27 protein-coding genes, 7 tRNA genes and 2 rRNA genes are annotated in these 26,454 nt (G+C 42.3%); 32 read left to right on the top strand and 4 right to left on the bottom strand.

Going from position 1 to position 26,454, the window contains the following annotated elements; all coding sequences use genetic code 11:
* From ACX1DY_RS09400 to ACX1DY_RS09360, 9 genes are all read left to right on the top strand, one after another.
* Positions 1-117: ribosomal RNA gene (locus ACX1DY_RS09400) — 23S ribosomal RNA — on the top strand; the annotation flags it as partial.
* 133 nt (positions 118-250) lie between these two features.
* A 5S ribosomal RNA gene (rrf, locus tag ACX1DY_RS09395) occupies positions 251-367 on the top strand.
* Positions 368-558: 191 nt separating this feature from the next.
* A tRNA-Glu gene (locus ACX1DY_RS09390) sits at positions 559-633 on the top strand.
* A gap of 69 nt (positions 634-702) precedes the next feature.
* A tRNA-Val gene (locus ACX1DY_RS09385) sits at positions 703-778 on the top strand.
* Positions 779-813: 35 nt separating this feature from the next.
* Positions 814-887: transfer RNA gene (locus ACX1DY_RS09380), tRNA-Met, on the top strand.
* 35 nt (positions 888-922) lie between these two features.
* Positions 923-1,000: transfer RNA gene (locus tag ACX1DY_RS09375), tRNA-Asp, on the top strand.
* A gap of 63 nt (positions 1,001-1,063) precedes the next feature.
* A tRNA-Gly gene (locus ACX1DY_RS09370) sits at positions 1,064-1,138 on the top strand.
* Between the two features lie 6 nt (positions 1,139-1,144).
* Positions 1,145-1,221 (top strand) — tRNA-Arg (locus ACX1DY_RS09365).
* A gap of 23 nt (positions 1,222-1,244) precedes the next feature.
* Positions 1,245-1,323 (top strand) — tRNA-Leu (locus ACX1DY_RS09360).
* Between the two features lie 43 nt (positions 1,324-1,366).
* Here ACX1DY_RS09360 and ACX1DY_RS09355 read toward each other — a convergent pair.
* Positions 1,367-1,654 (bottom strand): tyrosine-type recombinase/integrase, encoded by a 288-nt coding sequence (locus ACX1DY_RS09355; protein ID WP_458963902.1) that lies wholly within the window; start codon positions 1,652-1,654, stop codon positions 1,367-1,369.
* A complete protein-coding gene (locus ACX1DY_RS09350; protein WP_458963901.1) occupies positions 1,636-2,238 on the bottom strand; it encodes a tyrosine-type recombinase/integrase in 603 nt (200 codons plus the stop codon). Before ACX1DY_RS09350 ends, ACX1DY_RS09355 begins: the two co-directional genes overlap by 19 nt.
* Positions 2,239-2,750: 512 nt before the next feature.
* Between ACX1DY_RS09350 and ACX1DY_RS09345 the strand changes: the two genes are divergently transcribed.
* Genes ACX1DY_RS09345 through ACX1DY_RS09320 form a run of 6 tightly spaced genes read left to right on the top strand, consistent with a single transcriptional unit; the run spans position 2,751 to position 7,376 of the window.
* Entirely contained in the window at positions 2,751-3,278 is a 528-nt protein-coding gene (locus ACX1DY_RS09345) for a MarR family transcriptional regulator (protein ID WP_458963900.1), read from the top strand.
* Complete coding sequence (sufC, locus tag ACX1DY_RS09340; RefSeq protein WP_458963899.1) at positions 3,259-4,038, top strand: Fe-S cluster assembly ATPase SufC; 780 nt, start codon at positions 3,259-3,261, stop codon at positions 4,036-4,038. Before ACX1DY_RS09345 ends, sufC begins: the two co-directional genes overlap by 20 nt.
* 23 nt (positions 4,039-4,061) lie before the next feature.
* Positions 4,062-5,369 carry a Fe-S cluster assembly protein SufD gene (gene sufD / locus ACX1DY_RS09335; protein ID WP_458963898.1) on the top strand — a complete coding sequence of 436 codons (1,308 nt, stop codon included), beginning with the start codon at positions 4,062-4,064 and terminating at the stop codon, positions 5,367-5,369.
* Between the two features lie 53 nt (positions 5,370-5,422).
* Positions 5,423-6,820, top strand: a complete 1,398-nt coding sequence (gene sufB / locus ACX1DY_RS09330; RefSeq protein WP_458963897.1) for a Fe-S cluster assembly protein SufB — start codon at positions 5,423-5,425, stop codon at positions 6,818-6,820.
* Positions 6,821-6,875: 55 nt separating this feature from the next.
* Positions 6,876-7,088: a hypothetical protein gene (locus ACX1DY_RS09325; RefSeq protein WP_458963896.1), complete on the top strand. Its 213-nt coding sequence runs from the start codon at positions 6,876-6,878 to the stop codon at positions 7,086-7,088.
* A 48-nt stretch (positions 7,089-7,136) separates the two neighbouring features.
* Entirely contained in the window at positions 7,137-7,376 is a 240-nt protein-coding gene (locus ACX1DY_RS09320; RefSeq protein WP_458963935.1) for a NifU family protein, read from the top strand.
* A gap of 339 nt (positions 7,377-7,715) precedes the next feature.
* Here ACX1DY_RS09320 and ACX1DY_RS09315 read toward each other — a convergent pair whose 3' ends face one another.
* Positions 7,716-8,663 carry an NAD(P)-dependent oxidoreductase gene (locus ACX1DY_RS09315; RefSeq protein WP_458963895.1) on the bottom strand — a complete coding sequence of 316 codons (948 nt, stop codon included), beginning with the start codon at positions 8,661-8,663 and terminating at the stop codon, positions 7,716-7,718.
* 50 nt (positions 8,664-8,713) lie between these two features.
* Here ACX1DY_RS09315 and ACX1DY_RS09310 point away from each other — a divergent pair, with 50 nt between their 5' ends.
* The 6 genes from ACX1DY_RS09310 (at position 8,714) to ACX1DY_RS09285 (ending at position 14,241) form a co-directional block, all read left to right on the top strand.
* Positions 8,714-9,673, top strand: a complete 960-nt coding sequence (locus tag ACX1DY_RS09310; protein ID WP_458963894.1) for a LysR family transcriptional regulator — start codon at positions 8,714-8,716, stop codon at positions 9,671-9,673.
* Between the two features lie 679 nt (positions 9,674-10,352).
* On the top strand, positions 10,353-10,838 hold the full coding sequence (locus ACX1DY_RS09305; RefSeq protein WP_458963893.1) for an RrF2 family transcriptional regulator: 486 nt from the start codon (positions 10,353-10,355) through the stop codon (positions 10,836-10,838).
* A gap of 105 nt (positions 10,839-10,943) precedes the next feature.
* Complete coding sequence (locus ACX1DY_RS09300) at positions 10,944-12,377, top strand: MDR family MFS transporter (RefSeq protein WP_458963892.1); 1,434 nt, start codon at positions 10,944-10,946, stop codon at positions 12,375-12,377.
* A gap of 55 nt (positions 12,378-12,432) precedes the next feature.
* A complete protein-coding gene (locus ACX1DY_RS09295) occupies positions 12,433-13,296 on the top strand; it encodes a class I SAM-dependent methyltransferase (RefSeq protein WP_458963891.1) in 864 nt (287 codons plus the stop codon).
* A gap of 303 nt (positions 13,297-13,599) precedes the next feature.
* On the top strand, positions 13,600-13,884 hold the full coding sequence (locus ACX1DY_RS09290) for a hypothetical protein (RefSeq protein ID WP_458963890.1): 285 nt from the start codon (positions 13,600-13,602) through the stop codon (positions 13,882-13,884).
* Between the two features lie 81 nt (positions 13,885-13,965).
* On the top strand, positions 13,966-14,241 hold the full coding sequence (locus ACX1DY_RS09285) for a hypothetical protein (RefSeq protein WP_458963889.1): 276 nt from the start codon (positions 13,966-13,968) through the stop codon (positions 14,239-14,241).
* Between the two features lie 114 nt (positions 14,242-14,355).
* Here the strand turns inward: ACX1DY_RS09285 and ACX1DY_RS09280 are convergent, their stop codons facing one another.
* Positions 14,356-14,946, bottom strand: coding sequence for a TetR/AcrR family transcriptional regulator (locus ACX1DY_RS09280; RefSeq protein WP_458963888.1), 591 nt, complete (start codon positions 14,944-14,946; stop codon positions 14,356-14,358).
* Between the two features lie 189 nt (positions 14,947-15,135).
* Here ACX1DY_RS09280 and ACX1DY_RS09275 point away from each other — a divergent pair, with 189 nt between their 5' ends.
* The 11 genes from ACX1DY_RS09275 (at position 15,136) to ACX1DY_RS09225 (ending at position 26,449) form a co-directional block, all read left to right on the top strand.
* A complete protein-coding gene (locus ACX1DY_RS09275) occupies positions 15,136-15,798 on the top strand; it encodes a nitroreductase family protein (protein ID WP_458963887.1) in 663 nt (220 codons plus the stop codon).
* Between the two features lie 731 nt (positions 15,799-16,529).
* The gene (locus tag ACX1DY_RS09270; protein WP_458963886.1) at positions 16,530-16,832 is read left to right on the top strand and encodes a hypothetical protein; all 303 of its coding nucleotides are present in this window, start codon (positions 16,530-16,532) and stop codon (positions 16,830-16,832) included.
* A 46-nt stretch (positions 16,833-16,878) separates the two neighbouring features.
* Positions 16,879-18,249, top strand: a complete 1,371-nt coding sequence (locus ACX1DY_RS09265; RefSeq protein WP_458963885.1) for a metallophosphoesterase — start codon at positions 16,879-16,881, stop codon at positions 18,247-18,249.
* Positions 18,250-18,512: 263 nt separating this feature from the next.
* Positions 18,513-19,187 carry an SDR family NAD(P)-dependent oxidoreductase gene (locus ACX1DY_RS09260; RefSeq protein ID WP_458963884.1) on the top strand — a complete coding sequence of 225 codons (675 nt, stop codon included), beginning with the start codon at positions 18,513-18,515 and terminating at the stop codon, positions 19,185-19,187.
* 71 nt (positions 19,188-19,258) lie between these two features.
* Positions 19,259-20,296 (top strand): aldo/keto reductase, encoded by a 1,038-nt coding sequence (locus tag ACX1DY_RS09255; protein WP_458963883.1) that lies wholly within the window; start codon positions 19,259-19,261, stop codon positions 20,294-20,296.
* A 307-nt stretch (positions 20,297-20,603) separates the two neighbouring features.
* Positions 20,604-21,182: a TetR/AcrR family transcriptional regulator gene (locus tag ACX1DY_RS09250; RefSeq protein WP_458963882.1), complete on the top strand. Its 579-nt coding sequence runs from the start codon at positions 20,604-20,606 to the stop codon at positions 21,180-21,182.
* Between the two features lie 154 nt (positions 21,183-21,336).
* Positions 21,337-22,122 carry an SDR family NAD(P)-dependent oxidoreductase gene (locus tag ACX1DY_RS09245; protein ID WP_458963881.1) on the top strand — a complete coding sequence of 262 codons (786 nt, stop codon included), beginning with the start codon at positions 21,337-21,339 and terminating at the stop codon, positions 22,120-22,122.
* 255 nt (positions 22,123-22,377) lie between these two features.
* Positions 22,378-23,130 (top strand): SDR family NAD(P)-dependent oxidoreductase, encoded by a 753-nt coding sequence (locus ACX1DY_RS09240; protein ID WP_458963880.1) that lies wholly within the window; start codon positions 22,378-22,380, stop codon positions 23,128-23,130.
* A gap of 46 nt (positions 23,131-23,176) precedes the next feature.
* On the top strand, positions 23,177-24,256 hold the full coding sequence (locus ACX1DY_RS09235) for an alkene reductase (RefSeq protein ID WP_458963879.1): 1,080 nt from the start codon (positions 23,177-23,179) through the stop codon (positions 24,254-24,256).
* Between the two features lie 161 nt (positions 24,257-24,417).
* Positions 24,418-25,431, top strand: coding sequence for an NADP-dependent oxidoreductase (locus ACX1DY_RS09230; RefSeq protein WP_458963878.1), 1,014 nt, complete (start codon positions 24,418-24,420; stop codon positions 25,429-25,431).
* A gap of 10 nt (positions 25,432-25,441) precedes the next feature.
* Positions 25,442-26,449: an NADP-dependent oxidoreductase gene (locus ACX1DY_RS09225; protein ID WP_458963877.1), complete on the top strand. Its 1,008-nt coding sequence runs from the start codon at positions 25,442-25,444 to the stop codon at positions 26,447-26,449.
* The last annotated feature ends 5 nt before the right edge of the window (positions 26,450-26,454 follow it).

Genomic DNA, 26,454 nt, shown 5'->3' with positions numbered 1-26,454 from the left:
AAGATGAGATTTCCCAGTATGTAAGACCCCTTGAAGACGACGAGGTAGATAGGTTGGAGGTGGAAGCACGGTAACGTGTGGAGCTGACCAATACTAATCGGTCGAGGGCTTATCCAAAGAACTATAACGCATCTTCGTTTCGGATTCAGTTTTCAGGCGATCAAGCCTGAACAATCACTTGCGCACACATTCATCGGCACAGCCGTAAACGACCGAATGTGACGCTCGGCGCTTGTTCCACAAGCGCACGTTTGGTGGCGATAGCGGAGGGGTTCCACGCGTACCCATCCCGAACACGACCGTTAAGCCCTCCAGCGCCGATGGTACTTGGACCGAAGGGTCCTGGGAGAGTAGGACGCCGCCAAGCACAGAGGCCACTGTTGAAATAATCAGCAGTGGCCTTTTGTTTGCAAGCATATCTTTTGCGTTAGGAGTATTTGGTAGTATCTGGAGTGGAAGAAGCTTTTTCCTGCTATATTATAAAAAAAACAAACTTATATTGCTATTTTTCTTGAAGTTTGATATAATATTTTTTGTTGTCGAAATAAATATTAATGTGGCTCGTTGGTCAAGGGGTTAAGACACCTCCCTTTCACGGAGGTAACATGGGTTCGAATCCCATACGAGTCACCACTATCTTAACAAATAATAATTGCATTTATCGGAATAATATGCTAAACTCATTAAGTTGCTTCTTTTAACGGAGGCTTAGCTCAGCTGGGAGAGCATCTGCCTTACAAGCAGAGGGTCGGGGGTTCGAACCCCTCAGCCTCCACCATATGAGTTAACAAATTGCATAATCCTTTTTACTGACGCGGGGTGGAGCAGCCCGGTAGCTCGTCGGGCTCATAACCCGAAGGCCGCAGGTTCAAATCCTGCCCCCGCAATATATCCCCAAAGGTACCTTAGAAGTACTTATCTTGGAACCGTGGTGTAGTTGGCCTAACATGCCTGCCTGTCACGCAGGAGATCGCGGGTTCGAATCCCGTCGGTTCCGCCATCAGTATATTGCTTCAGGGATGAGAATCCATCAGGGTTCGTAATCTTTCTTTACATACCGTATGCGGACGTGGCTCAGCGGTAGAGCATCGCCTTGCCAAGGCGAGGGTCGCGGGTTCGATTCCCGTCGTCCGCTCCATAATTTGCGCCCTTAGCTCAGCTGGATAGAGCGTTTGACTACGAATCAAAAGGTCGGGAGTTCGAATCTCTCAGGGCGCGCCATTTATAGCATAACATTATATTTTGCCGGCGTGGCGGAATGGCAGACGCGCTCGACTCAAAATCGAGTGGGAAACCGTGGAGGTTCGAGTCCTCTCGCCGGTATAGCTAAAAGAGTTCATTGGAGAAATTCTCTAATGGGCTTTTTTTATTTTAGATTTAGTACCCCACTCATTATTTGAGCTGAAGATATCTTGGTGTTGTACTCCAAGTGAGAAAAAATGTTGGCTGTTGTTGCATAGTCACTGTGGCCTAGCCATTCCTGGACTTCCTTCATGCTTATACCGCTGGCAAGCAACAGACTGGCACAGCTATGACGGAGATCGTGATACCGGATATGCCTAAACCCGTGTTTTTTCAGCAGAATAGGGAAATTCTGCGTAATGTAGCCTGGTTTTATGCGCTGCCCTAATTCATTTACATAAATGTACTCCATATAGTCGGTGCAGTAGCTGCTGCCATAAGAAAAGCGATAAACCTCTTGCTGTTCTTCATTCGGATTAGAAGGTCAAAGAACGTGTCCACCAGTGGCAGTGTGCGATGACTAGCTTTGTTCTTCGGGCGGTCGCTTTCAATCTCAATGAATTTGCCGTAAGAAGCGAGAATAACAGCAAGTTCTATTTTTTCACCGCGAATTACGGCCAAGAGTTGGTTTAGCTCCTCGGCATTGTAAAAACTTGCTACGCAAGTGTTCTTTTTAGGACGTTCCACCAGATCAGCAGGATTTGTCACAATCAGCTTTATCTTTACGGCATACTGAAGGGCTTTACGAATGTTCGCATGATAATGAATTACGGTATTAGCACTCACACCACGAACATTCATTTCATGCGTGTAGAAGGTCTGGATATCCTCTGTAGTCAAGTCTTCAAGCAAGTTCCCCTTTTCTCGGAAATAAGGCTCTACACGGCCTTTAACAGCGTGTGAATAGGAGATGTAAGTAATAAGCTCAATACTGTTCTTCATCATCTCCAGCCACTGTAACATGTAGTCTGCAAATAGCCGTTTGTTATCATTCAATGAAGTGGTTACCTTTGCATTATCAGCTATTGAAGTATGTTTTCGTATCTAATTGCTGTATGTGCATCAATGATTGGAGGTAGGCAATAACATAACTGCTGAATGCTCTTTCTAAGAAGTCATTAGCCCCAATCCTTAATGTCATAATTCTCCATCTCCCTCTGTAATTGATCAGAGTCGAAAAAGGCAACCTCTAAACAAAAAAATCAAAGGTGGAGGTCTATAGGCAGTTTTCAGTATTAGTTTATTGGAAATCTTATCGAGTCTAATCCTCACTGCAATTTTATAATGATATTGATTATCATTATCATTCATGTTATTATATTTTTGTTCAGTACTGAACAAAAATATAACAATCTAGTACCTTAACCAAAGCAAATCTAGGGATTGGGATAAACTTCAAGTGGACCTGTTACATGGCATGCATGAAATGAATCCAAAGATTTGACACGGTCAAGGTACTAAATTGGACAATAAAGTTGATCTGCAACTACTACAAGAGAGGAGAGATTGTGCAATTGGAATTTCTGCATCATTTCAAACGTCATCTTTATGAGCAATATATCAAAATGCTGCATTTAAATGAATTGTATACTGAACTCGAAATTAACTCTTTTCGGGAGCAAGCCAAAAAGCTTCAGATTGACATGCTTTCCAATAATATTACTAGTGTACACGTCATCGATTGCATAGGAGATCATGAACCAATAAATCATACCGGAATTGTGAAAAAAATGGATTTGTCCAAAGCAAGCATTACAAATATTAGTTCAAAGCTATTGGAAACGGGCTTTATTATGAGAAGCCAGTTAAATAACAATCGTAAGGAGATTTATTTTAGCTTAACGGATAAGGGTAGACATGTTTATCATTTGCATAAAAAACTGCATGAAGAAAGAGTGGAAAGATTTTATCAATTTTTTGAATCCTATACAGAGGCTGAACTGCAGACTATTGGAAAATTTATGAGTGATTTATTAGCGCGTGCCGAAGAAAATTATGGAAGGGGAGTATGGGAGAATGACGACGCTAAAGATTGAGGAATTGAGGGCAAAAATTGAAGGGAAAGAAATTTTAAAAGGGCTCACGCTGGAAATCCATGGCGGAGAGATTCATGCGATTATGGGGCCTAATGGGACGGGGAAAAGTACGTTGGCTTCGGCTTTAATGGGGCATCCCAAATATGAGGTTACTGACGGCAAGGTGACATTGGACAATGAAGACCTTCTGGAGATGGAGGTGGATGAGCGTGCCCGGGCAGGCTTGTTCCTCGCTATGCAATACCCAAGTGAAATTGCCGGCGTAACGAACTCGGATTTTCTCAGAAGTGCCATTAATGCACGACGTGAAGAAGGCGAGGAGATATCCTTAATCCGTTTTGTTCGTGAAATGGAGAGCAAGATGAAGGGGCTGGAGATGAATCCAGAATTCGCGCACCGTTATTTAAATGAGGGATTCTCAGGTGGCGAAAAAAAACGGAATGAGATTTTGCAAATGATGCTGCTTGAACCAAAGTTTGTGATTTTGGATGAAGTAGATTCCGGGCTTGATATTGATGCACTGCGTATTGTAGCCAATGGTGTAAATGAGTTGCGCAGTCCAGACAGAGGATTTATCATCATTACCCATTATCAGCGCCTGCTGAACTATATTACCCCAGATTTTGTGCATGTCATGATGCAAGGTCGGATTGTCAAATCTGGTGGCCCGGAGCTTGCCCACCGTTTAGAGGCAGAAGGGTACGATTGGGTAAAAGAGGAGCTTGGAATTACGGATGAGACGGTAGGCGAGGAAGTTTGAAAGCTGAAGAGGAGGAAAAGCAAGTGGGTATACAAGCAAAAATTTCAATGAATGCGAACGCTTTATGCGCTTGGTCAAGTGCTAAGGATGAACCTCGCTGGTTGCTTGAACGCCGGATTCGGGCACTCGAGCTGGCAGGGACGCTGGAGCTGCCTAAAGTGGAAAAAATCAAACTTGAAAAATGGGATATCTACGAAAGTGGTAATTACAAAGCTGAGAATGCATGCTCAGGTTTGGAAGATGCGCCGGAGCTTGTTCGAGGTTTGGTTGCCTCTTCGGTGGAAGGCGGACTCATCGTTCAGATCAATTCGGATGTAGTGTACACAGAATTGTCGGCAGATTTAGCCGCACAAGGTGTGATTTTGACTGATCTGCATACTGCGGCGAGAGAGCATGAGGAATTGATGCAATCTTACCTCGACCAAGCTGTAAAACCGGAAGAGCACAGATTGTCTGCTGTGCACAGCGCTTTATGGAGTGGTGGCGTTTTTCTATATGTCCCAGATGGTATAGAGGTTGAAGTTCCCATTCAAGCGATCTTTTATAGCGATACGAGCGGGGCGCTTTTTGCTCCTCACATCTTGATTGTGGCTGGTAACAACAGCAAGATCAGCTATGTGGATCATTATATATCGAGCAGAGATGATATCAAGGTTTTGCATAATGGTGTGGTAGAGGTGTTTGCAGGGGCAGGCTCCAAGGTGCAAGTTGCTTCTGTTCATCAGCTTGCTGCAGCAACAACGGATTTCACCCAGCGGCGTGCGGTTGCGCTTGCGGATGGCGGTGTAGAATGGATTATCGGCGAGATGAATAATGGCTATACCGCCAGTGATACCAAAACATTGCTCCAGGGCAACGGGGCCATCTCTGACGCCAAGATAATTGCGATAGGCTCTGGGGACCAGAAATTGAGTTATACTACGCAAGCCCAGCATTTTGGCAGAAGCTCGGCGAGTCAAATGATCACACGAGCAGTAATGCGTGAAGAAGCTACGGCCATTATCAACGGGATTACAAAAATTGAAAAAGGTGCAACCCATTGTGATGGTCAGCAAACAGAACGTGTGCTGATGTTAAGTCCAAATGCGCGCGGTGATGCCAATCCGATCCTGCTGATAGATGAGGATGATGTAACCGCCGGTCATGCTGCATCCGTGGGGCAAGTAAATGCGGAACAAATCTATTATCTGATGTCGCGCGGGATCTCACGGAGTGAAGCCGAATATCTTGTTATTTTCGGATTCCTCGCTCCTGTCATTTCGGAGATCCCGCTGGAGGGAGTGCGTAGCCGCCTGCAGGATGTAGTGGAGAAAAAGCTTGGCAGATCATAGGGAATCAGAGCCAATCAAAGTGAGTCTTATGAAAGTTAAAAGGAGCGATAACAATGGCTAAAAAAGCGCCGGATATGGGTGACTATAAATATGGGTTTCGCGATGAGCACCAGTCTATTTTTCAATCTGGAAAAGGTCTGACTGAAGAGATTGTCCGAGAAATTTCCCGAATCAAGGAAGAGCCGGAGTGGATGCTCGATTTTCGGCTGAAAGCTTTGAAGCAATTCTACAAAATGCCGATGCCTGGGTGGGGAGCGGATTTGTCCGGACTAAATCTTGATAACATCCAATATTACGTTCGTCCTTCCGAAAAACAGGGAAAGACTTGGGAGGAGGTTCCCTCCGAGATTAAATCAACCTTTGACAAGCTAGGGATTCCTGAAGCGGAGCAAAAGTTTCTGGCAGGCGTATCCGCTCAATACGAGTCGGAAGTAGTCTATCACAATATGCGGAAGGAACTGGAGGATCAGGGCGTTGTGTTCCTTGATACGGATACTGCTTTAAAGCAATATCCTGAAGTGTTCAAGCAACATTTTGGAACGATCATCCCTCCCGCCGACAATAAATTTGCGGCGCTTAACAGTGCGGTTTGGTCCGGCGGCAGCTTTGTATACATCCCGAGGGGTGTTCAGTGTGAGGTTCCTATACAAGGATATTTCCGTATTAATTCTGAAAATATGGGACAATTCGAGCGGACATTAATTATTGCCGAAGAGGGTAGTTTTATCCATTATGTTGAAGGATGCACAGCGCCTATTTATAGTACCAGTTCTCTGCATAGCGGAGTTATTGAAATTATTTGCCGGAAAGATTCCCGTGTCCGTTACACGACAATCCAGAATTGGGCGCCTAATATCTACAACTTGGTAACCCAAAGGGCTGTGGCAGAGGAAAATGCCACAATGGAATGGGTGGACGGCAACATCGGCTCCAAGGTAACCATGAAGTATCCGGCTGTAATATTGAAAGGAAGGGGAGCCAAGGGGTCCATCCTGTCTATTGCCGTAGCCGGTAAAGATCAGCATCAAGATGCCGGCGCGAAGGTCATTCACCTTGCTCCCGAGACAACATCTACGATTATATCCAAATCCATCAGCAAGCAGGGCGGCAAAGTAAACTACCGGGGATTGTCAAGCTTCAGCCGCGATTCCGCGGGATCCAAGTCCAATATTAAGTGTGATACGTTGATTTTGGATAACCTGTCAACATCAGATACGATTCCGTACAATGAAATTAAAAACGATCAGATTACTTTGGAGCATGAGGCAACAGTATCCAAAGTGTCCGAGGAACAATTGTTTTACTTAATGAGCCGCGGGCTTACAGAACAAGATGCCACACAAATGATTGTAATGGGCTTTATTGAGCCGTTTACCAAAGAATTGCCGATGGAATATGCCGTTGAAATGAATCGGCTGATTCAATTCGAGATGGAAGGAAGCATCGGTTGATTCATTATTTTAATTATCAACCGTTTTACCTTAAATAGGTACGAGGTGTATTTTAATGAAGAAAAAAAAGTCGGACATCTCAGAATTAGATCAAATTACTCGCGAGAAAAAGAAAGTTCAATTCTACCTTAATATGATGTTAGGATTGAGCGCAAGCTGTGGTGTGATGATACCTGTAGATCCCGTTTATACAATTTTAATGGAACTTTCAGCTCAAGAGGCCTCTCTTATACAAAAAGCAAAGGATCAATTAGTTGATCCAGAATGAGAAGGGCATAAATTGAATGTTGATAAAACAATGAGAGGAACTAATATTATGGAGAATAATAGAATTTTATTCGATGAAGTATCGGAAGTGCTTCTAAAACTACGTCCTTTCTTATTGCGTGACGGTGGAGATGCTGAATTAGTCGAAGTTGAGAACGGTATAGCGAAATTAAGATTTTTGGGAGCTTGCAACGGTTGCCCAAGTGCGACGATTACGTTAAAGGCTGCTATTGAACGTGCAATTCTTGAAGAGATTGAAGATATTAAAGAAGTTGTACAAGTATTCTGAATTTATTTAGGTAAAAGACACACTCATTCGCTCGTTCTCACCATAGAGAAAGGAGCACACTTGAAGTAAATAATACGAAGGTATAAAAGATCAAGAATCAATCAAAGTTATCGATTCTTTCATCCTCCTTTTTATCGTCTAGATGTGAATGATACGTGATCTATGACATAAAGGGAGGGCTACGACATAGGTTTCCCCTTTTCATTATCTAGGGGAAACCAGGTGTGGGAATGTGTGGCTATTAGCCTGACGGCAGCATCATCCGTCCCTGCCCGAATTATCGGGAAGCACGCAGTTGCAAGGATCTGCGTCCGACAGCTCTTTTTTATTGCATCAAAACTATAACAACTGATTGAGCTTGCTTTCAGGCTCTTCACCATTTTCTACACGTTTTATATTATTGACAAAAAAATCATATCTTTTTTTATGAAATTTCCGGCCATCAGGCATTCCTGCTGTATGGGGCGTAAGGATCACATTACCCAGATTCCGGAGCTCACTGTTCAAAGGAAGCGGTTCAGTTTCAAACACATCCAGGCAGGCGCCTGCAATATCCCCGTTTTTTAGAGCATCAATCAAGTCTCGTTCGTTGACAATCCCGCCGCGGGCCGTATTGATAAACAAAGCGGTACTCTTCATTTTCTGGAATACCGTTTTGTTGATCAACTGCTTGGTTTGCGGATTCAAGGGCAAGTGTACACTGACGATGTCCGATGTGCTGACAAGGGTATCGAAATCCGTCATTTTCACAAAACCGTCCGATTGTGCAACGGGATTTCTCTTATAAGCCAGCACCTTCATATCAAACACTCGGCAAAACGCAGCTACTTTTTTTCCGATAGCGCCCAAACCGATAATCCCAATGGTTTTACCTTCTAATTCACATCCGGTATAGTCCAAATGATGTTCATCCATCCTGTTTTTCATGAACGCATCCAGAAACGGTATGTTTTTATAATAAGACAAGATCAGTGCCAAGACGTGCTCAGCCACTGCCTGTGCATTCACGCCTGCAGCATTGGCCACCCAAATGCCACGTTGTGTGCAGGCAGGGATATCCACATTATCAAATCCTGCACCTGTCTGTACCAACTTTAAATTTTTTGCAGTAGAAAGCAGGCTGTAATCTACTTTAATATGTTCAGGGATTATGACCTGGCAATCTTCAATATGATGCAGCATTTCTTTTCCGGGCGGGACAATAACTACGTTCCAATCTTGCGGAAAATATCTGGCAATATTTGATTTTGAGGTTTCGTTAAAATAACCAACTATAAGAATTTTCATGTTAAACCACCCTTCGTTGCTGTTTGTCTTGATTAATGATAATTTTAAATATGAAGAACAATGGTGTAAAACTCAAATATTTTGAGAACTATATTAAGTATTTCTATATATTGAGGGGATATTCTATGTATTTTCCTGGGATTGAAGCATTTTTAGCTATTGTACGGACCCAGAATATAAGCAAGGCGGCCGAATGGCTGCACTTGTCACAAGCGACGGTAAGCTACCGGTTAAAGACATTGGAGGAGGAAATGGGCGGCCTTTTGGTTGAGCGGAGAAAAGGGGCATCCAAAATCAGTCTGACCCCAAAAGGGGAGAACTTTTTTAGCATTGCGGAACGATGGGAGGCTCTTTGGAGGGAAACACAAATCTTACAGGCTAGCGGTTCGCAGTTAAGTTTGGCCATAAGCGCTGCCGAAAGTATAAGTCATTTTGTTTTGCCTCCTGTGTATAAAATGCTAAATCAGCATACTCCGTCAATCCGTCTGCAAATTCGTACGCAGCATACTCAGGAAGCTTTCGATAGTATTGAGCGACGCGAGATGGATGTGGCATTTGTGGTGCGGGAAATCGTGTCGCCTAGTGTCACGGTTAAACCGTTTTTTACGGAAGAAATGGTGCTGCTGCGTCTTGCTGTGCCGGGACGTCAGGCTGAAGGTACGGTTGAAATGGAAGAATTGGAGGCACAACACGAAGTCTTCATCAATTGGAACAGAGAGTTTCAATTCAGACATGATCAGTGGTGGGATCCTCTTTGCCCATCCCGTGTTCATCTGGATACAGCGGGACTCATCACTACTTTTTTGAATGACGCCAAACAATGGACGATCGTGCCCGCTTCGATTGGCGAATATATGATGCGGATGGGAGATTTTGTTCTCCAGAAACTATCGGTTTCTGTGCCTCCAAGAATATGCTATAAGGTAACGCATAAGTTTCCAAACCAGGCTTTACACGAGCCCCTTCGTATTCTTGATAACTATCTGCAAGATATATTTGGAATACAATGATCCGGGATATACTTGTAATTGATTATTGGCTTGCAAACTGGTGTATGAAGAAAATAGAGTATTAGACTGAAGCTCGCGAAGCAACTGGTTTATAGAATTTCGAGGTTTGTGTTCTTTAGACAAGTTGGGCTGCAGTAATTGGCAGACCGACATGTGCGCTGGTACAGGCATGCTGATGATGTCTTTGGAGGACTCTCCTAATCGGCATACTTGGCTGAACAACGCGAATGCAATATTGAAGGCCCAACTGGTGTGAATCCAGATGGATCATGGCCTGAATCTATACGATATCATCATGCAGCTTTAGAGCGGTTTGCCGGTTATGGGAAGGTGCTGGAGAATGTGAAGGGTGAGAATTGGTTTGAGGATAGCTGCGGGCCGTCCTTTCAAGAAGTAGTGGGGGGAAGGCGTTATATTGGAGAACGTCGTGTCCAAGGAACAGAGGGAGCTTGGGCAAATGTTTTAAAAATGACCAATTAAAGCGATCAAGAATCGAGATCATTGGTATTGCCAAAATAAAGAAATTGAGCCGCTGTGTTATTCCCATAGCTGACATGAGGAATAAAATCATAACAGCATTGACAGCAGTCATCAAAAAAATATTGCAAAGTGATGTTAAATAATCTATTATGGATAATATAGATCCATATTTATTATATTGTTTTCAAGAGGAGGTAACATGCAATTCTCCAAAAGTACAGATTACGCCCTACACGCTTTGGTTCATCTAGCAAACTCGGAGCGTTGCAACAATGTCGGCATTAAGGAATTATCCTCAACGCTTAGTGTCTCCGAAAGTTATTTATCTAAAACGTTATCCAAATTGAGGCAGGATGGAATCTTACGTGCGGTGCCAGGGGTGAATGGAGGATATGAGCTTGCAAGGCCGGCGGATCAGATTACATTTCTTGATGTGATTCAAGCAATTGAAGGAAGACAGCAGTTATTCAGATGCTCAAATTCAAGTTCACAGCAGCATCAGTTATTAGCAGAAGATGAAGTTACGCAGCGAGAGCAGGAAAATTTGGTGACAAATGGTTGCTTGATTGAGAAAGTGATGAACGGTGCAGAACAGCATCTATACCAATATTTGCGGGAACAAACGATACAATCGGTATTGGATGAGGCGCTCAAACAGTGTAACCATGAGGCAAACAAGAAGTGATAAGCTTCTTGTACTTATATTATGGATATTATGAGTCTGTGAAGGTTTTGATTAGTCGTTATCGGTATAAAACTGACTGGACTTAGAGAACTGGAGGAAAATTAAATGATTGATTTAGAAAACATCAAGCGCGGTCCAATTATGCTTGCGCTGATCATCGGAATGTTTGTTGCCGCCTTGAACGAAACACTAATGGGTAATGCTCTCCCCCAACTAATGAAGTCGTTTGACGCATCTGCGGCGACGGTTCAGTGGCTTTCCACCGCCTACATGCTCGTCGTTGGTGTGCTCGTTCCGATAACGGCAACCCTGCAGCAGTGGTTCACTACCCGGCAGTTATTCTTGTCAGCAATGAGTTTATTTTTTGTTGGTACGGTGATCTCCGCAGTGTCGCCGGTATTCAGTGTATTGCTGATTGGCCGAATTATTCAAGCAGTGGGAACGGGGATGCTGCTACCACTTGTCATGAATGTTATTATGACCATTTATCCGCCAGAAAAGCGGGGAGCCGCAATGGGGATGTTAGGGCTCGTTGTTATGTTTGCTCCGGCGGTTGGCCCGACTATCTCTGGGTTAATCGTAGACGGACTTTCATGGCGCTGGCTGTTTTACCTCGTTATACCGTTTTCATTAATCTCCATTTTTGTAGGAGCTGCTGTCTTGAAAAACGTGTCAGAGGTCACCAAACCGCGAATAGATTTCTTATCTATCGTGTTGTCAACGATCGGGTTCGGTGGAATCGTCTACGGATTCAGTAGTGCTGGCGAACATGGGTGGGCGGTTCCAGGAGTCATCTGGACGATCGCGGTAGGCGGAGTGGCCTTGGTGCTGTTTGTCTGGAGACAGCTTATATTAGAGCAGCCTATTATGGATTTACGCGCATTCCGCTACCCGACGTTTACATTAGTTGCTGTGCTGCTATTTGTGCTAATGATGACATTTTTCTCATCGGCAATCATGCTTCCGATGTTTATGCAGGGTGTACTTATGATAACAGCATTCAAGTCCGGTTTGATCCTCCTTCCTGGTGGGATTGTTAACGGGGTTATGGCTCCGATTTCAGGCAAGCTATTCGATAAGTTCGGGCCTCGCATTCTGATCATTCCAGGGCTGACTATTGCCGTCATTTCGTTGTGGCAATTCACCCGATTCAATGAAGCTACAAGCACGGGTTTCCTCGTCTCCGTTCATATTGCGCTGATGATTGGTATCGCACTGGTCATGATGCCTGCGCAGACAACGGGGCTTAACCAGCTTCCACGGAATCTGCACCCGCACGGGACAGCGATCTTAAACACGCTTCAACAGGTGGCTGGTGCAATAGGTACGGCTTTGTACATCAGTATTATGTCGGGAGGACAGAAGCAGTACTTGAGTGGAGTAAGTGATCCACTAGCTTCGTCAGAAATCACCAAAGGACTTGCAGCCGGCATCAATAATGCGTTCTGGTTTGGAGTCATCGCCGCAATTATTGCGTTAGGAATCGGTCTTTTTCTCCGTAAAGGGAAGTCCCCAGAAAATGAAAAGTTGGCAGGATGAATCAGGACATTCACAGGGAAATTTCTAAATCATTAGGAAAGCGTGGGGAATAAATATGAACGATGATTTTTTTAATGCAGCCATGTGGGAAAAGGTATGGAAAGACGAGTCCGATTTAAAAATCGCTAGGATGAAAAGGAGTGGAATTGATCCTACCCGATCTTTTGACCATAAGGCCAAGACCTTCAACGAGCAATCGTTTAACAAAAAAGGAAGAGAACGAACCAAACGAATTATGAGCTGGCTCGAAGGACAAGGAGTCCAATTCGAAAACGCCTCAGTGCTCGATATTGGCGCTGCGTCAGGCGTGTTCTCGGTGCCATTTGCAGAGAAGGGGGCTCATGTAACGGCAGTAGAAACCTCTCCCCCGCTGATCGAGTTACTGGAAGAAAACATTTCAAACTTCGCCGAAGACCAAGTGAAAATTGTACCCGAACCTTTTGAAGACATTGATGTAGCGTCTAAGGGCTGGAACCAGGCTTTTGATCTCGTCTTTGCCTCTATGAGTCCAATCATTCACAATTGGGAAAGTGTGGAGAAGGTACTCCATTGTGCTCGAAAGTTCTGTTATATCAGTATGCCGGTTCTCCATACGGAGCACAGTCTGGTTAAAGAAATATGGCCGCTTATTACCGGTCACTCCTATCAATCGAAACTTACCGAAATGGGTTACTTGTTACACCTGTTGTATCTGAAAGGATATGCCTACGAAACGCTGGTTACTGTGGAAGGGAAAACGAGGGAGATCTCCGGAGAGATGGCTTTGCAGGAAGCGATGACGTGGCTTGGGCATCACCGGCTGCCTGAGGATGAGCGGAATAGGAGTATTGTAGCCAATTATTTGGAGCAGTCCTATCCTTCAGACAAAGTTGTTGTTCAGGAGGAAGGACGGTTTGGCAAGGTACTGATTCGGTTGTAGGATCACAATGATTGAGAGGAATAGACAAAGAAGGTACTACAAGAGCTGGAGAAAAAGGAGCAATCAAGAGGTGAGGATAGTTGCATTGACGGAGCTTGCAGTGTGGTCAGCTGTGGCTTAATAAAAAAACCAAAAATTGATTTGGGAATCGTTCCCTTTGACCAGCAAATCAGTAAATTCGAGTATACACCGATTTTTCAGGAAGAGTTTGTTTTTATTTTTTCTAATCGGATAGCGCAAGAAAAGCTGCTGTAAGATGAAGTTCGAGTCATTGGATTTGGAAATAACTGCATATACCAAGCCATGGCTAATAAAATGCTGGTCGACTATGGAAAACTGGATTTTCGGAATATCGCATACGCCAGCTTAGAAATGATTAAACAAACGGTGATTGGCGGAGCTGGCATAGCACTGGTGCCAAAGTGCTCCGTTGAGCAGGAATTACAAACCAACCAATTACAAGTTTTTGATTTCGGGCAGCCCATTTTTATTAATCATGGAATAATTGAAAGTAAATCAGCCCATAGAAAAGAGAGTTCAGAGATATTTAAGCGTTTTATTATAAAATATTTTAGTACAACGACGTAGAGTCTTAGTTTAAGTGAATTTACGAAATCTTCGCGGGCTTGCTATTATAGAAATATTAGAATAAGGGAACCGAGAAATGGAGTGAACGGTAAGGCGGATTCTTGGAATACATCCTACACACTCATGCACAAACATGAACCCGTGGCTGAGATTGAGCTGGATGAAGCGACTGTCTCCATTTCAGCGATTGGACAAGTCTATGCGAAGCAGCATGTGCCAGTTGGGATACCTGTCAAGAAAGGAAAAATAGACCGCGCGGCACTCAATGAATGGTGGAGAGGCCGTGCAATTCCGGCCAGCCGGGACGGAATTAAAGAAGCGCTGCTTGAATTGAACCTGATAGATACACGGTTTTGATGTTCACTGACTGAACATAACGTCTCTACGAAGATGAAAAACGTGGAGGCGTTTTTTCTTTGTGCAGCAAAAGCAAAGAGAAAGCTGAAAGAACTGACAAGTTAGCGGCAGGACCTATCCTAGCAGTTCTTTGGCTCCATTCATCACTAAGGGCATAGTCTGTTCAACGAATGATTCCGCACTTATTAGACATCCCTCATTGTTCCAAACGTAAGCCGCCCCATACATCCCCCAACTTAACATGATAGAAGCTGTATTTATTAAGAATTGCGCGTTTGGACTCGATAGCATCTTGTCTTTGTCTATAAAGGAAAGAAGTATTGTTTGAATTTTTTCCTTTATTTGAATTTCGAATGCAGGTCCAAGCGATTTATACCTTCTTTTGCACATAGTGCTTAGACCCTTGTGAAAATCGCATACGCCCAGAAAAATACTCTGAATTATTTCTTCATTTAATACTTCATGACCGCTTATTCTACGATTTATGATTGTCATAAATGTTTCCATTAGTTTGACCTCAAGAATTTCGAATTTATCTACAAAGTGCGCATAAAAAGTCGCTCTGTTAACAGTAGCCCGCTCTGTAATATCCCTAACGGTTATTGATTCAAAGTCTTTTTCTTGAATTAATGAAGCAAAAGCGTCTTGAAGGAGTCGCCGTGTACGGATCACACGAGGATCAGCTTCATTCTTTTTAATTGTCATGGTTAAGATCCCCCCAATAAAACGACATTATTGAAATGGTGTTGTCTATACAACGGTTTATGGTTATTGATGATTGCGTACCATTCGGTTGTTATTATAGCATATAAATACAACAAGTGTTGTTCAAGCAACTAATGTTGTATTGAAATAATATGCTGAATGCCGCTTTTCCAAAAGGAGGAGAGAACCATGTCGGTTTCACAACCGTCACAAACGATGGAGCACCAACTTTTTTTTGATGTTATTCGAGAACGCCGGTCGGTTCGTAGCTATGATCCCGAGATCAAGATTTCGCGGGAGGAATTGACCGAAATATTGCGGCAAGCCACGCTGGCTCCTTCGGCCGCTAACCTGCAGCCGTGGCGGTTTCTCGTGATCGACTCGCAGGAGCTGAAGCAGAAGCTGCTTCCGATCGCATTCAATCAACAGCAAGTGGTCGAGGCTTCGGCTGTCATTGCGGTACTCGGAGATTTGGAGTGTTATACATTGGCCGAGAAAATTTACGGAATGGCGGTCGGTGCGGGTTACATGTCTGCAGAGACGGCCAAATCGTTCGTGGAACGCTATACCGGCATGTATTCGAGCATGCCGCCCGAGTCCATCCGCCAAAAAGTATATACCGACGGCGGGCTAGTATCGATGCAACTCATGCTTGCCGCCCGCGCTAAAGGCTATGATACGGTCCCGATGGGCGGCTATGACCAGGCTAAATTTGTAGAAGCGTTCGATATTCCGGAGAGGTACGCTCCTGTTATGCTTATCGCCATCGGCAAGGCGACGAAGCCCGGTCATCCGACGGTGAGACTGGCTGTCGATGATGTAGCTTTCTTTAACGAAATGCCTATGGAATAACAAAATGTAAAAGGCCTTGGCACCCGCATAAACAACGGAGAGCTAAGGTCTTTTACCTCAAAGAACTCGCTGATACTGAAGATATTACGATCTCGGTTGAGCGAATGGTGCGATTTGAGCCCGTCATTTTTGATGCTGCGATTGTAGACTTGATAGAGCGTGTAACGACCCAGCGTGGTTTGTCCGTACAGCGAATGACATCTGGGGCAGGGCACGATGCTCAGATGATTGCCCGTATTTGTCCAGAGCCATGATCTTTGTCCCAAGTATCGGTGGGATTAGCCATAATCCTCTTGAGTTTACACCAGAGTCAGACTTGATCGCTGGAGCCAATGTATTGCTTGACGTTGTTGGTAACTTCGTAATAGCTTCAAAATGAGTGCTACCACAACAGAGAATAGCACCCATTTTTGAGATTACTTTAACTAAGAAAATTTTGAAGGTGAAAATTATCACAATAATTTTTTACCGATTGTTCTATATTATATTTTAACATATTATATTGTAACTATTTGAGGGAGGAAAGCAACATGAGAACGAAAAGTGGCCTCTTGGCTGTAGTGCAGATAATGGAGGATCAAGCCAAGGAACGAAGAGCAATCAAACAGCAGATGCAGTAACTTCGGCGTCTGTGGTTAATGATTCGGAGGGTTTTAAACATGCGATTAGTAAAGATGGAACATGGATCGCTGCGACGCTAAATGATTTGACGTTTTCAGAAGAACTCGTGCTTGAAGGAAGTTTTACTAAATAAAGATGCGCCAGCACGGAAGATTGCCCTGTATACTCAGGATGCAGATCACAATATTACGAATTCTTTTTCTCTGACTGCCCCTAGACTAACAATTCGTAGTGAAAATGCTCGTATCCAGGGTGGAACTTTTGTGGGTGATGTTTATGTGGAAGCTAATGGTTTTGCAATTGTGAATGCGACGATTGAAGGAAATATATATTTCGCTGATGATAAATATCAATCTACTTTTGACAAGTCTGATAAGGGCATAGTGACTGGCGTTATAGAAGTTAAATCCTAATTTTATTTGAGATTATTGATATTCTATACAATGAAGAGGCTAGCTAATGAAGAAAAGTTATAAGAGGGCTGTGGTAGGTATGTGTCTGTTGATAACAGTTCTAGTGGTGATAAGCTCTTGTGTTGGATCAGACGAGAAGCCAAAGCAGGTAGATCCCATTCCTGCAGGTAGAGATTTGGAAATTGTCATTGCAACAGACACGCATTATCTTTCTGAAAGTATCAACGATGGAGGAGATGCTTTTAAACAGTTTATTGCAAGTGGTGATGGTAAACAATTAATGTACAGTGATGAATTAATAAAAGCTCTGGACTATCAAGTTCAACATCGGGAAGCGGACATAGTGCTCTTTAGTGGTGATTTAAGCAATAATGGTGAGAAAAAAAGCCATCTTGGCTTATCTACGCGATTGAAAGAGATGGAAGGTGGGGGGACTCGCGTATATGTTGTTCCTGGGAATCATGATGTGCTCAATCCTTGGGCTCGTAAATTTGAAGGAGAAAATCAGTATAAGATTGATAGCATAGGCCCCAAAGAATTTCGTCATATATATGGTGATTTTGGTTATAAAGAAGCACTTTCTGTCGATTCAAATTCCCTGAGTTACCTTGCTGAACCTTCGGAAGATGTTTGGCTTTTGATGCTAGACACTGCTCAATATGACCAAAATAGTAAGCTGGGGCATCCTCAACTGGACGGAAAACTTTCTCGCTCTACATTGAATTGGATTTTAAAGTGCGGAAAGATGGCTTCTGAGAGTGGGGCGAGACTAATTGCTGTTATGCACCATAATTTGATTGCCCATAGTGAGATGATGTCAGAAGGCTTTACTATTAATAATAGTAGTGAGACAGTGGATATTTTACGACGTGCCGGTGTAAGTCTTGTATTTAGTGGACATAGTCATTTACAGGATATTGCCTCAACTGATGATAAGGGCACTAAAATTATTTATGATGTTGCAGGAGGAGCGCTATCTGTCTATCCTCATTTATTCGGAACTTTGCATTACTCTGTGTCAGACCATACATTCAATTACTCTGTCAACCGATTAAATGTAGATATTTGGGCCAGGGAATATGGAACAACTGATCCAAACTTGTTGCAATTTGATCTTTTTAGCACTGAGTCTTCTGAAGCTCTATGGCAATCTAAATATTTCAATATGTTGTCTAGTAAACCTGAATTCAAAAATTTCAGTGATTCGGATTTAAAGAGCATGGTGCAGACAATTGGATTAATGAATCGGATTTTTTTATCAGGAGCAGACCCTATACAGATGCGTGAATTGCTTTCCTCAGAAGGTTATCAGTTATGGAAAGATGCCCCCAAAGGTACTCCATTTAGAAGTTATATTATGAATATGGCCGAAATGGGGGAGAAAGATAATATAAATCTTCAAGTAACAATACCTTAAGGCGAGAGAAGAAAAGAACAGTAAAATCTTTTCTTTACCGAACGTTCTAAATATGTTATTCTGAACAAGCAAGAATAAGTTGTGCAACCATATGAAATAATAAATAGTACAACTTTTATCTTGAGTAGATACGTGAACATTTTTTAGAACGATCATTCTTTAATTGAACAGAGCTAAACGATAGTGCCATATGCTGGTCCCACTAGATGAGCATGAAAGGAATCTATGCTTAGCTAAAATACCTAGAAAAAGAGGAAAGTATTATGAAAACAATCGCTATAGTTGGTGCTGGTCCGGGTCTGGGCTTTTCACTTGCTAAAACATTTGGACGTCACGGATTCCGTATTGCTATGATCTCAAGAACACAGGAAAAACTAGATCAATACGCTGACAGTTTAAAAGAGTTGGGGATTGAAGCCCAAGGTTTTGCTGCTGATATTACAAATAAAATGCAGCTTGCTAGGGCTTTTCAACAAATAAAGAACTCATTTGGCATAATTGATGTTGTAGAGTTTAGCCCACATAGTGGAAGTGTTCCTGTGACCCCTGTTCTTGAAACAACTGATGAGAATGTTCTTCAAATTTTTAACAACGTAGTCATTGGGGCCATCAACACGGCTAGGGAAGTCATTCCAGAAATGATTGAACGAGGCGAAGGAGCACTTTTATTTACAAGCGATCTCTCCGCAATGAGCCCAAGCTCTCTATTTGGAAATACAGGTATTGCTATGTCAGGTTTGCGAAACTATATCCTTAATTTACACGAACGTTTGCTTCCTTTGGGTATATTTGTTGGACATTTATCTATTAGTCCTTTAATTAAAAAGGGTTCAGGCTTTGATCCGGATCAAGTTGCGGAAGCTTGGTACAACTTGTACGAGCAAGGAGAAGCTGCAGAAGAAACTTATCCAAAAAGTATTATGAAGGTTCTAAGTTAGAAAGATAACATCAATTAGGCGTGTGTAAAAGAAACCAAATAATAATATTGAACGAAAGGAAGTAAGTGAATATGGAATATCGTGTATTAGGTAGTACAGGTCTTAAAGTAAGTAGCTTTGTATTAGGTACTGGAACATTTGGTTTTTGGGGAAATAATACAAAGAAAGAGTGTGAACCTATTGTGGACGAGGCTTTGGCTGCAGGAGTCAACCTAATCGACACTGCAGATGTCTACTCCAGTGGTCAAGCAGAAGAAATTGTAGGCGAACTATTAAAAGGTCGTAGAAATGATGTGCTCCTGGCAACTAAAGGTGGTCATCCCATGGGCAGTGGACCCAATCAAAATGGGAGCTCAAAATATTGGATTAAACGAGCTGTAGAGGATAGTTTAAGAAGACTTCAGACCGATTATATTGATTTGTATCAACTACACGTACCAGATGTGCATACCGATATTGAAGAGACGCTTGATGCGCTTACGGATCTGGTCAGGGAGGGGAAGATTCGCTATATTGGTACATCCAATTTTCAAGCATGGCAAGTAACTGAAGCACAATGGACTAGCGAACGTAAAAATTTATCGCGTTTTGTGTCTGAGCAATCCCCGTATTCCATTTTAAACCGAAGTATTGAATTCGATTTACTTGCTGCTACAGCGAAATACGGAATAGGCGTTTTGGTTTGGAGTCCACTTTCAGGTGGTTTATTAACTGGTAAATATAAGTTTGGAGAAGCATCTTCCTCTGACTCAAGAGCAGCCACTTTTGCAGGAAACTTAAAATCTATTGTTGATCCTACCCGGGAAGAAAATCGGTCCAAGTTTGAAGCTATTGAGAAGCTTCAGGTCCTTGCGGACGAAGCAGGGTTAACTTTACCGCATCTTGCCATGGCGTTTACGCAATCTCATCCATCCATAACTGCATCAATCATTGGTGCCAGAACGATTGAGCAGCTTCGTGAAACTTTAAAGGGCAGCGATGTCCGATTGAGTAACGATATACTTGATGCAATAGACACGATTGTTCCACCAGGTGTGACCTTGGATGCGGTGGAAAAAGGCTGGACTCCAGATTGGTTAGGAGCTGACAAGCGAAGAATCAAGGGGTAGTACATTAATATAGTATCTCTAATAATAAAACATAAAATCAAGCACTTCTGCTTGATTTTATGTTTTGATTTTTTTTACTGCTCTTCGTCGACTCAAACAAATGAGGTGGATGATAAAAGTAATGCATTTATGCTTATCTTATTCACTCGACTGATAAAAGAATTAATTTATATGCAGGTGTAATGCAAAGGAGAAAAGGAATTATTGAGTGTGAGCATACTGGTGAGTGGTAAAAAACATACTTGATATGTTTTTTTATTTACTGATCGTTCTCAATATGTTAAATTAATTGAAGGAGGGAATTAAAATGTCAAGAAGTAAGGAGTTTGATGAGATCGAGGTATTGGATAAGGCGATGCAACTTTTTTGGGAACAGGGCTACGAGAAGACCTCTATGACAGACTTAGTTAAGCATATGGGAATCCATCGCAGAAGTTTATATGACACATTCGGTGACAAACATTCACTTTTTCTGATGGCGTTGGATCGTTATGACAATAAAATCAGTGATTCTCTTTCAAGAGGAGTTAAACGATCCCAAAATGCTAAGGAAGCACTCCATTCTGTTATTGGCACCATGATCTATGGAGAAGAGAACTCGCCAGCAGGTTGTCTAATGGTAAATTCCGCAGTAGAATTGGCTGTGCGTGATGCTGATGTCAACGAAAAATCTACTTGTGCGTTCTCAAAAGCAGAGCAACTCCTTAAGAATATCATTCTCTGGGGACAGAAAGAAGGTGAGTTCACTTCTGATTACGATGCTGGGGAATTAGCAGAATATCTGCATAATGTAGGAGTCGGGTTAAGAAGTATGTTAAGAACTTCGATTCCCATAGAGAAACTTCAGCGCATAGCCAATATGTCAATGATGATTTTGGAAAAATGAACATATTATTTATTTTTTTGTATTTTTAGAATGTTCGTTCTATTATTTTTTATGAATTTGGCTATACTAAAACTCATAAAGTACAGTCGATGCAACTTTAAAAATACTCCAAAGCGATTAATGTATACAAATAAAATAGAGGTGAGTATGCAAGATGAAAAAAACTGTACTTATTACAGGAGTATCTGGTGGAATTGGCAAAGAACTAGCAGACCGTTTCGCCAAGGATGGTTTCAATTTAGTTTTAGTGGCACGTAGTGAGGGGAAACTTTGGGAGCTTGCGAAGGAATATCAGAAGAAGTATGGGACCCATGCGATAGTCATCGCCAAAGATGTTGCATCGAATGGTGTACCTGAGGAGATTTTTGCAGAACTTAAGGAGAAAGGGATCGTAGTTGACTACCTTGTCAATAATGCCGGCTTCGGCTTGTATGGGGAATTTTTGGAGACTAACCTGGAACAAGAAATGAATATGATTGATGTTAATATTAAAGCCCTGACAATTATGACAAAGCTGTTCCTGCCAGATATGGTCAATAGAGGTCACGGTGGCGTGATGAATGTTGCTTCATTAGTAGCATTCTTTCCAGGACCTTTGATGTCCATATACTACGCAACGAAAGCCTATGTGTTGTCATTTACCGAGGCACTTGGAAACGAACTGAATGGCACGGGAGTGACTGTAACGGCGTTATGTCCAGGTGTTACGTCCACCGGCTTCGTTGATCGTTCGGGGATGGGGAATTCAAAATTGATAAAGAATGGTGCAATCATGGATGCCGGCCGGGTGGCTGAAGAAGGATACCGAGGCTTTTTGCGTGGAGATACTATCATCATACCAGGGGCTCGCAACCGACTGATGGCGTTTATGCCAAGGTTACTGCCACGTAAATTGTTGACTCGTATGGTTAGGTCTACACAAGACAGAACAAGCCACTGATCTCGTTATCTATTTATTTTGAAGCAGTCTCTGAACATGAAGAATTTATCAAGGGAAAGATGTAATTTGTCCCGAAAAGAATCAGGTATAAAGTTTAAGTGCGTTCCTTTTGATAATTTTTGATAAAATACTTTACTGATCGTTCTAGAAATGCTATGCTTAGTTCAGGCTAGATTTAAACGTATTTACATCGCCTAAATAGAATGATCGTTCTTTAAAGGTCGTTCTCATTTTTATAACAAGGGAGAGAATCGTATGAAGTATACAGTTATTACAGGAGCAAGTTCAGGAATTGGTTATGAGACAGCATTGGCATTTGCAGCTAAGGGTAAGAACCTGATTATTGTTGCCAGAAGATTGGACAAATTAGAAGAACTTAAATCAAAAATTCAAGAAGTAAATTCTGATTTAGACGTTGTTATTGTGACTAGTGACCTTTCGGTTACTGATCAGGCCTATACCCTGTATAACGATTTGAAGAAATATGAAATCGAGACATGGATTAATAATGCAGGACTTGGAGAAGGCTCTCTTATTGTTGATCAGAAGCTGGAAAAAGTGGAGACTATGCTGCGTGTTAACATCGAATCCTTGACCATTCTTTCTACACTATATGTGAGAGACTATGCTGATGTAGAAGGTACACAGTTGATCAACGTATCCTCAGCACTTGGATATGCTATCGCTGTAGGCAGTGTTGCTTATTCTGCATCGAAATATTATGTTAGTGCCTTCACTGAAGGGCTTGCCAAAGAGCTGGAACTGAAAGGTGCAAAGTTAAAGGCGAAAATTTTAGCACCAGCCATCACGGAAACTGAATTTGTGAAAAAATCAATTGATGTCGAAGATTACGATTACAAAGCCAACATGCCCAAGTACCATACTGCCAAGCAAATGGCGGGTTTTATGGTTGACCTTTACGACAGCAACGAAGTGGTAGGAATCGTAGACCAGAACTATAATTTCAATTTAAGAGGGCAAATCTATCCGGTAATTTCAGAATTCTAAAACCAATTGCACATTCGTGCAACTCATTTGAATGGGAGGAATAAAAGTGGAGAAATTATGGAGCAAAACGAAAATTGGTAATATGGAATTGCCTCATCGACTAGCGATGGCGCCAATGACACGCAGTCGAGCGCAAGAAGATGGTACACCAGGAGAGTTGGCTGCACTTTATTATGCTCAACGTGCATCCCTGGGTCTTCTTATTACGGAAGGTGCACAACCTTCAGATGATGGTCAAGGTTACTTAATGACACCTGGGATCTATACGGAAAAGCATATTGAAGGGTGGAAAAAGGTTACCGATGCCGTGCATGAAGCAGGCGGGTATATTTATATCCAATTAATGCATGCCGGTCGTGTGTCGCACCCTGACAATACACCACATCATCGGCAGCCGGTTGCACCATCTGCAATTGCACCAGGAGTAGAAACGTTTACGGCTGCAGGCATGCAGGACATCCCTGTGCCACGTGAGTTGAGTAAAGAAGAGATTCAAGTAACCATTGCAGATTATCGTAAAGCTGCGGCGGCTGCTATTGCAGCAGGCGCTGACGGTGTTGAAATTCATGGGGCAAATGGTTATCTAATCAACCAATTTATCGGAGAAAATTCCAATAAACGGACGGATGAATATGGTGGCTCTATAGAAAATCGTGCCCGCTTCGCGATTGAAGTAGCCAAAGCCGTCGTTGACGAGATTGGACCAGAGAGAACAGGCTTCCGTATTTCGCCTGGGACCCCTCTTGGCGGGATTCAAGATGGTGAACAAGGGCCTGATCTTTATCGTTACCTGACGCAACAATTAGCAAAATTGAATTTAGCCTACCTTCATATTATGCACCTAGGAAACGATGAATTGCTCCAAGACATTCGTTCCTTATGGACAAATCCGTTGTTAGTCAATCGGGCTGGACGGGGACTGGAGAATATTGGTGTTGATATCGATAGTGGTCTTGCTGATCTGGCGCCTGTTGGGGTATGGTCATTAGCTAATCCGGACTTTGTAGAACGGCTTAAAGCAGGTGCTTCATTAAATGAAGCAGATCCTGCAACATTTTATGGTGGTGGGAGCAAGGGATATACAGATTATCCTACATTGAACGAATTAGAAGATCAGCAGGGATAAGTAATTGGCTTCAAATTGAAATTAAAAATTATAGTAATGCTCAAGAATGGCGTACAACTGAAAAATTGTACGCCATAAATTTATCTATTAGTAAAAAACCTGATATTTGCTTTGTTAATTTAGTTGTACGAGTATAACAAACGGAAGGATGTTAACTAATAATGAAAACATTTATGAAAGCAGCTCAAATCACCAAGTATTCAAAAGAAATCCATGCTCAAGTCAATGACATTCCTATTCCAGAAATTGCTGACAATGAAGTGTTGGTAAAGATCAAAGCTGCGGCCGTCAATCCACTCGAAATGTTAATTATCACAGGTAGCGTGAAACTAGTTCAAGATTATAATTTCCCGTTGACACTTGGTAATGAATTGGCAGGGGTTATCGAAAAAGTAGGTAAAAATGTGAAGGGTTATAACGTAGGAGATGATATCTATACACGCCTACCGCTGAAGAAAATTGGTGCATTTGCAGAATACGCTGCAATTGATGCTGCCGCAATAGCCCTAAAGCCTAAAAACTTGTCCTATGAGGAAGCCGCAGCAGCAGCACTGACTGGACTCACTGCGTATCAAGGCTTGCATGAAGAACTTGAGGCAAAATCAGGCCAATCAGTTTTCATTCCTGGTGGATCAGGTAGCTTTGGTCAAATGGCTGTTCCAATTGCAAAGGCTATGGGTCTCAGGGTCATTGTTAGTGGCAATTCACAAGCACGCGAACGTACTACGGAAATTGGGGCAGACCAGTATCTGGACTACACAAAGGAAAAATATGTTGACGTATTGTCGAATGTGGATTATGTGATTGATACCTTAGGAGCCAAAGAATTTGATAATGAATTAAAAATCATTAAACGTGGCGGAAGATTGCTTTCTCTCCGTACAGGACCCAATAAACGTTTCGCTGAGGATAAAAAATTTCCTTGGTGGAAACAAAAGCTTTTTTCTCTTGCTGGTGCAAAATATGATAATAAAGCTAAGAAGCAAGGTGTTGAATATCGCTTTATCTTCGTTCGCTCCGATGGGGAACAACTCAAAGAAATCACTAAAATTATCGAAAAAAATAACATTGTTCCACCACTTCATCATAAACAATTTACTATAGGCGAAATAAATGAAGCGTTAAAAGTAGTTGCAAATGGACGTCCGAAAGGGAAGGTGATTATCAATTTTTAACGAGAGCACGATGAAAGCAGTCCAAATAAACGGTTACTCAAAAAAGCTGGAGGCTCACATCAACGATGTTCCTATTCCCAGAATAAACAGAAATCAAGTATTAATTAAAACTTATGTTGCAGGTGTTGATCCTCATCTGATCTTGGCGATCAATGGAAAGGTACGTGTTTTTGACCGCTATAGGTTTCCATTAACGCTTGGCAATGAACTTTCAGGTGTTATTGAATCGGTTGGCGAAGACGTCAGAGATTTTATAAAAGGCGATAGAGTATATGCACTAATGCCCCTAGATACAATGGGAGCATTTGCAGAATATGTTGCTGCCGATGCAAATATTGTTGCGAAAATGCCCAAACACCTTTCATTTGAAGAAGCAGCAACAGTTCCATTATCAGCTTTAACGGTAGTGCAGGCATTTAATGTACTAAAGGTAAAAGTTGGATCAAAACTGTTTATTCCTGGTGGAACAGGCGGCTTCGGGCAAATTGCTATTCCATATGCAAGGTCAAAAAAGCTTTTTGTAGCTGTCAGTGGTAACGAATCGTCTCGCCATATGGCGTTATCCATAGGGGCAGATTATTTTATTGATTATCAAAAGCAAAATTATGTGAGGATGCTGAAAGATTTTGATTATGTGATTGATACTCGAGGCGTAGGCGAGTTCAGGAAAGAATTAAGTATATTGAAACCTGGTGGAAAATTATTATCGTTGAATGCTGGACCAAATGGACGTTTTGCAATTCAGCATGGTGGATTTTCAAAAATGCAAAGGATTCTTTTTGGCATAATCGGAACGCCATTTGACATAGCGGCGCGTCTTCAGCATAAAACGTATGATTTCTTATATGTTCAGCCCAGTGGTATCCAATTAAATAATATTACTCAGTGGATTGACGAAGCGTCTGTAAAACCAACAATTGATTCGATATTTGCTTTTTCACAAGTAAACGAAGCCATTGCCAAAATCGCTCAAGGAACAGCCCGAGGAAAGATTCTTCTGTCTCTTCAAGTTTGCTGAACGTC

It is taken from the genome of Paenibacillus sp. BAC0078, assembly GCF_054483875.1.
Note: the sequence above shows the minus strand (reverse complement) of the source record. Positions and strands in the feature narration are given on the sequence as shown.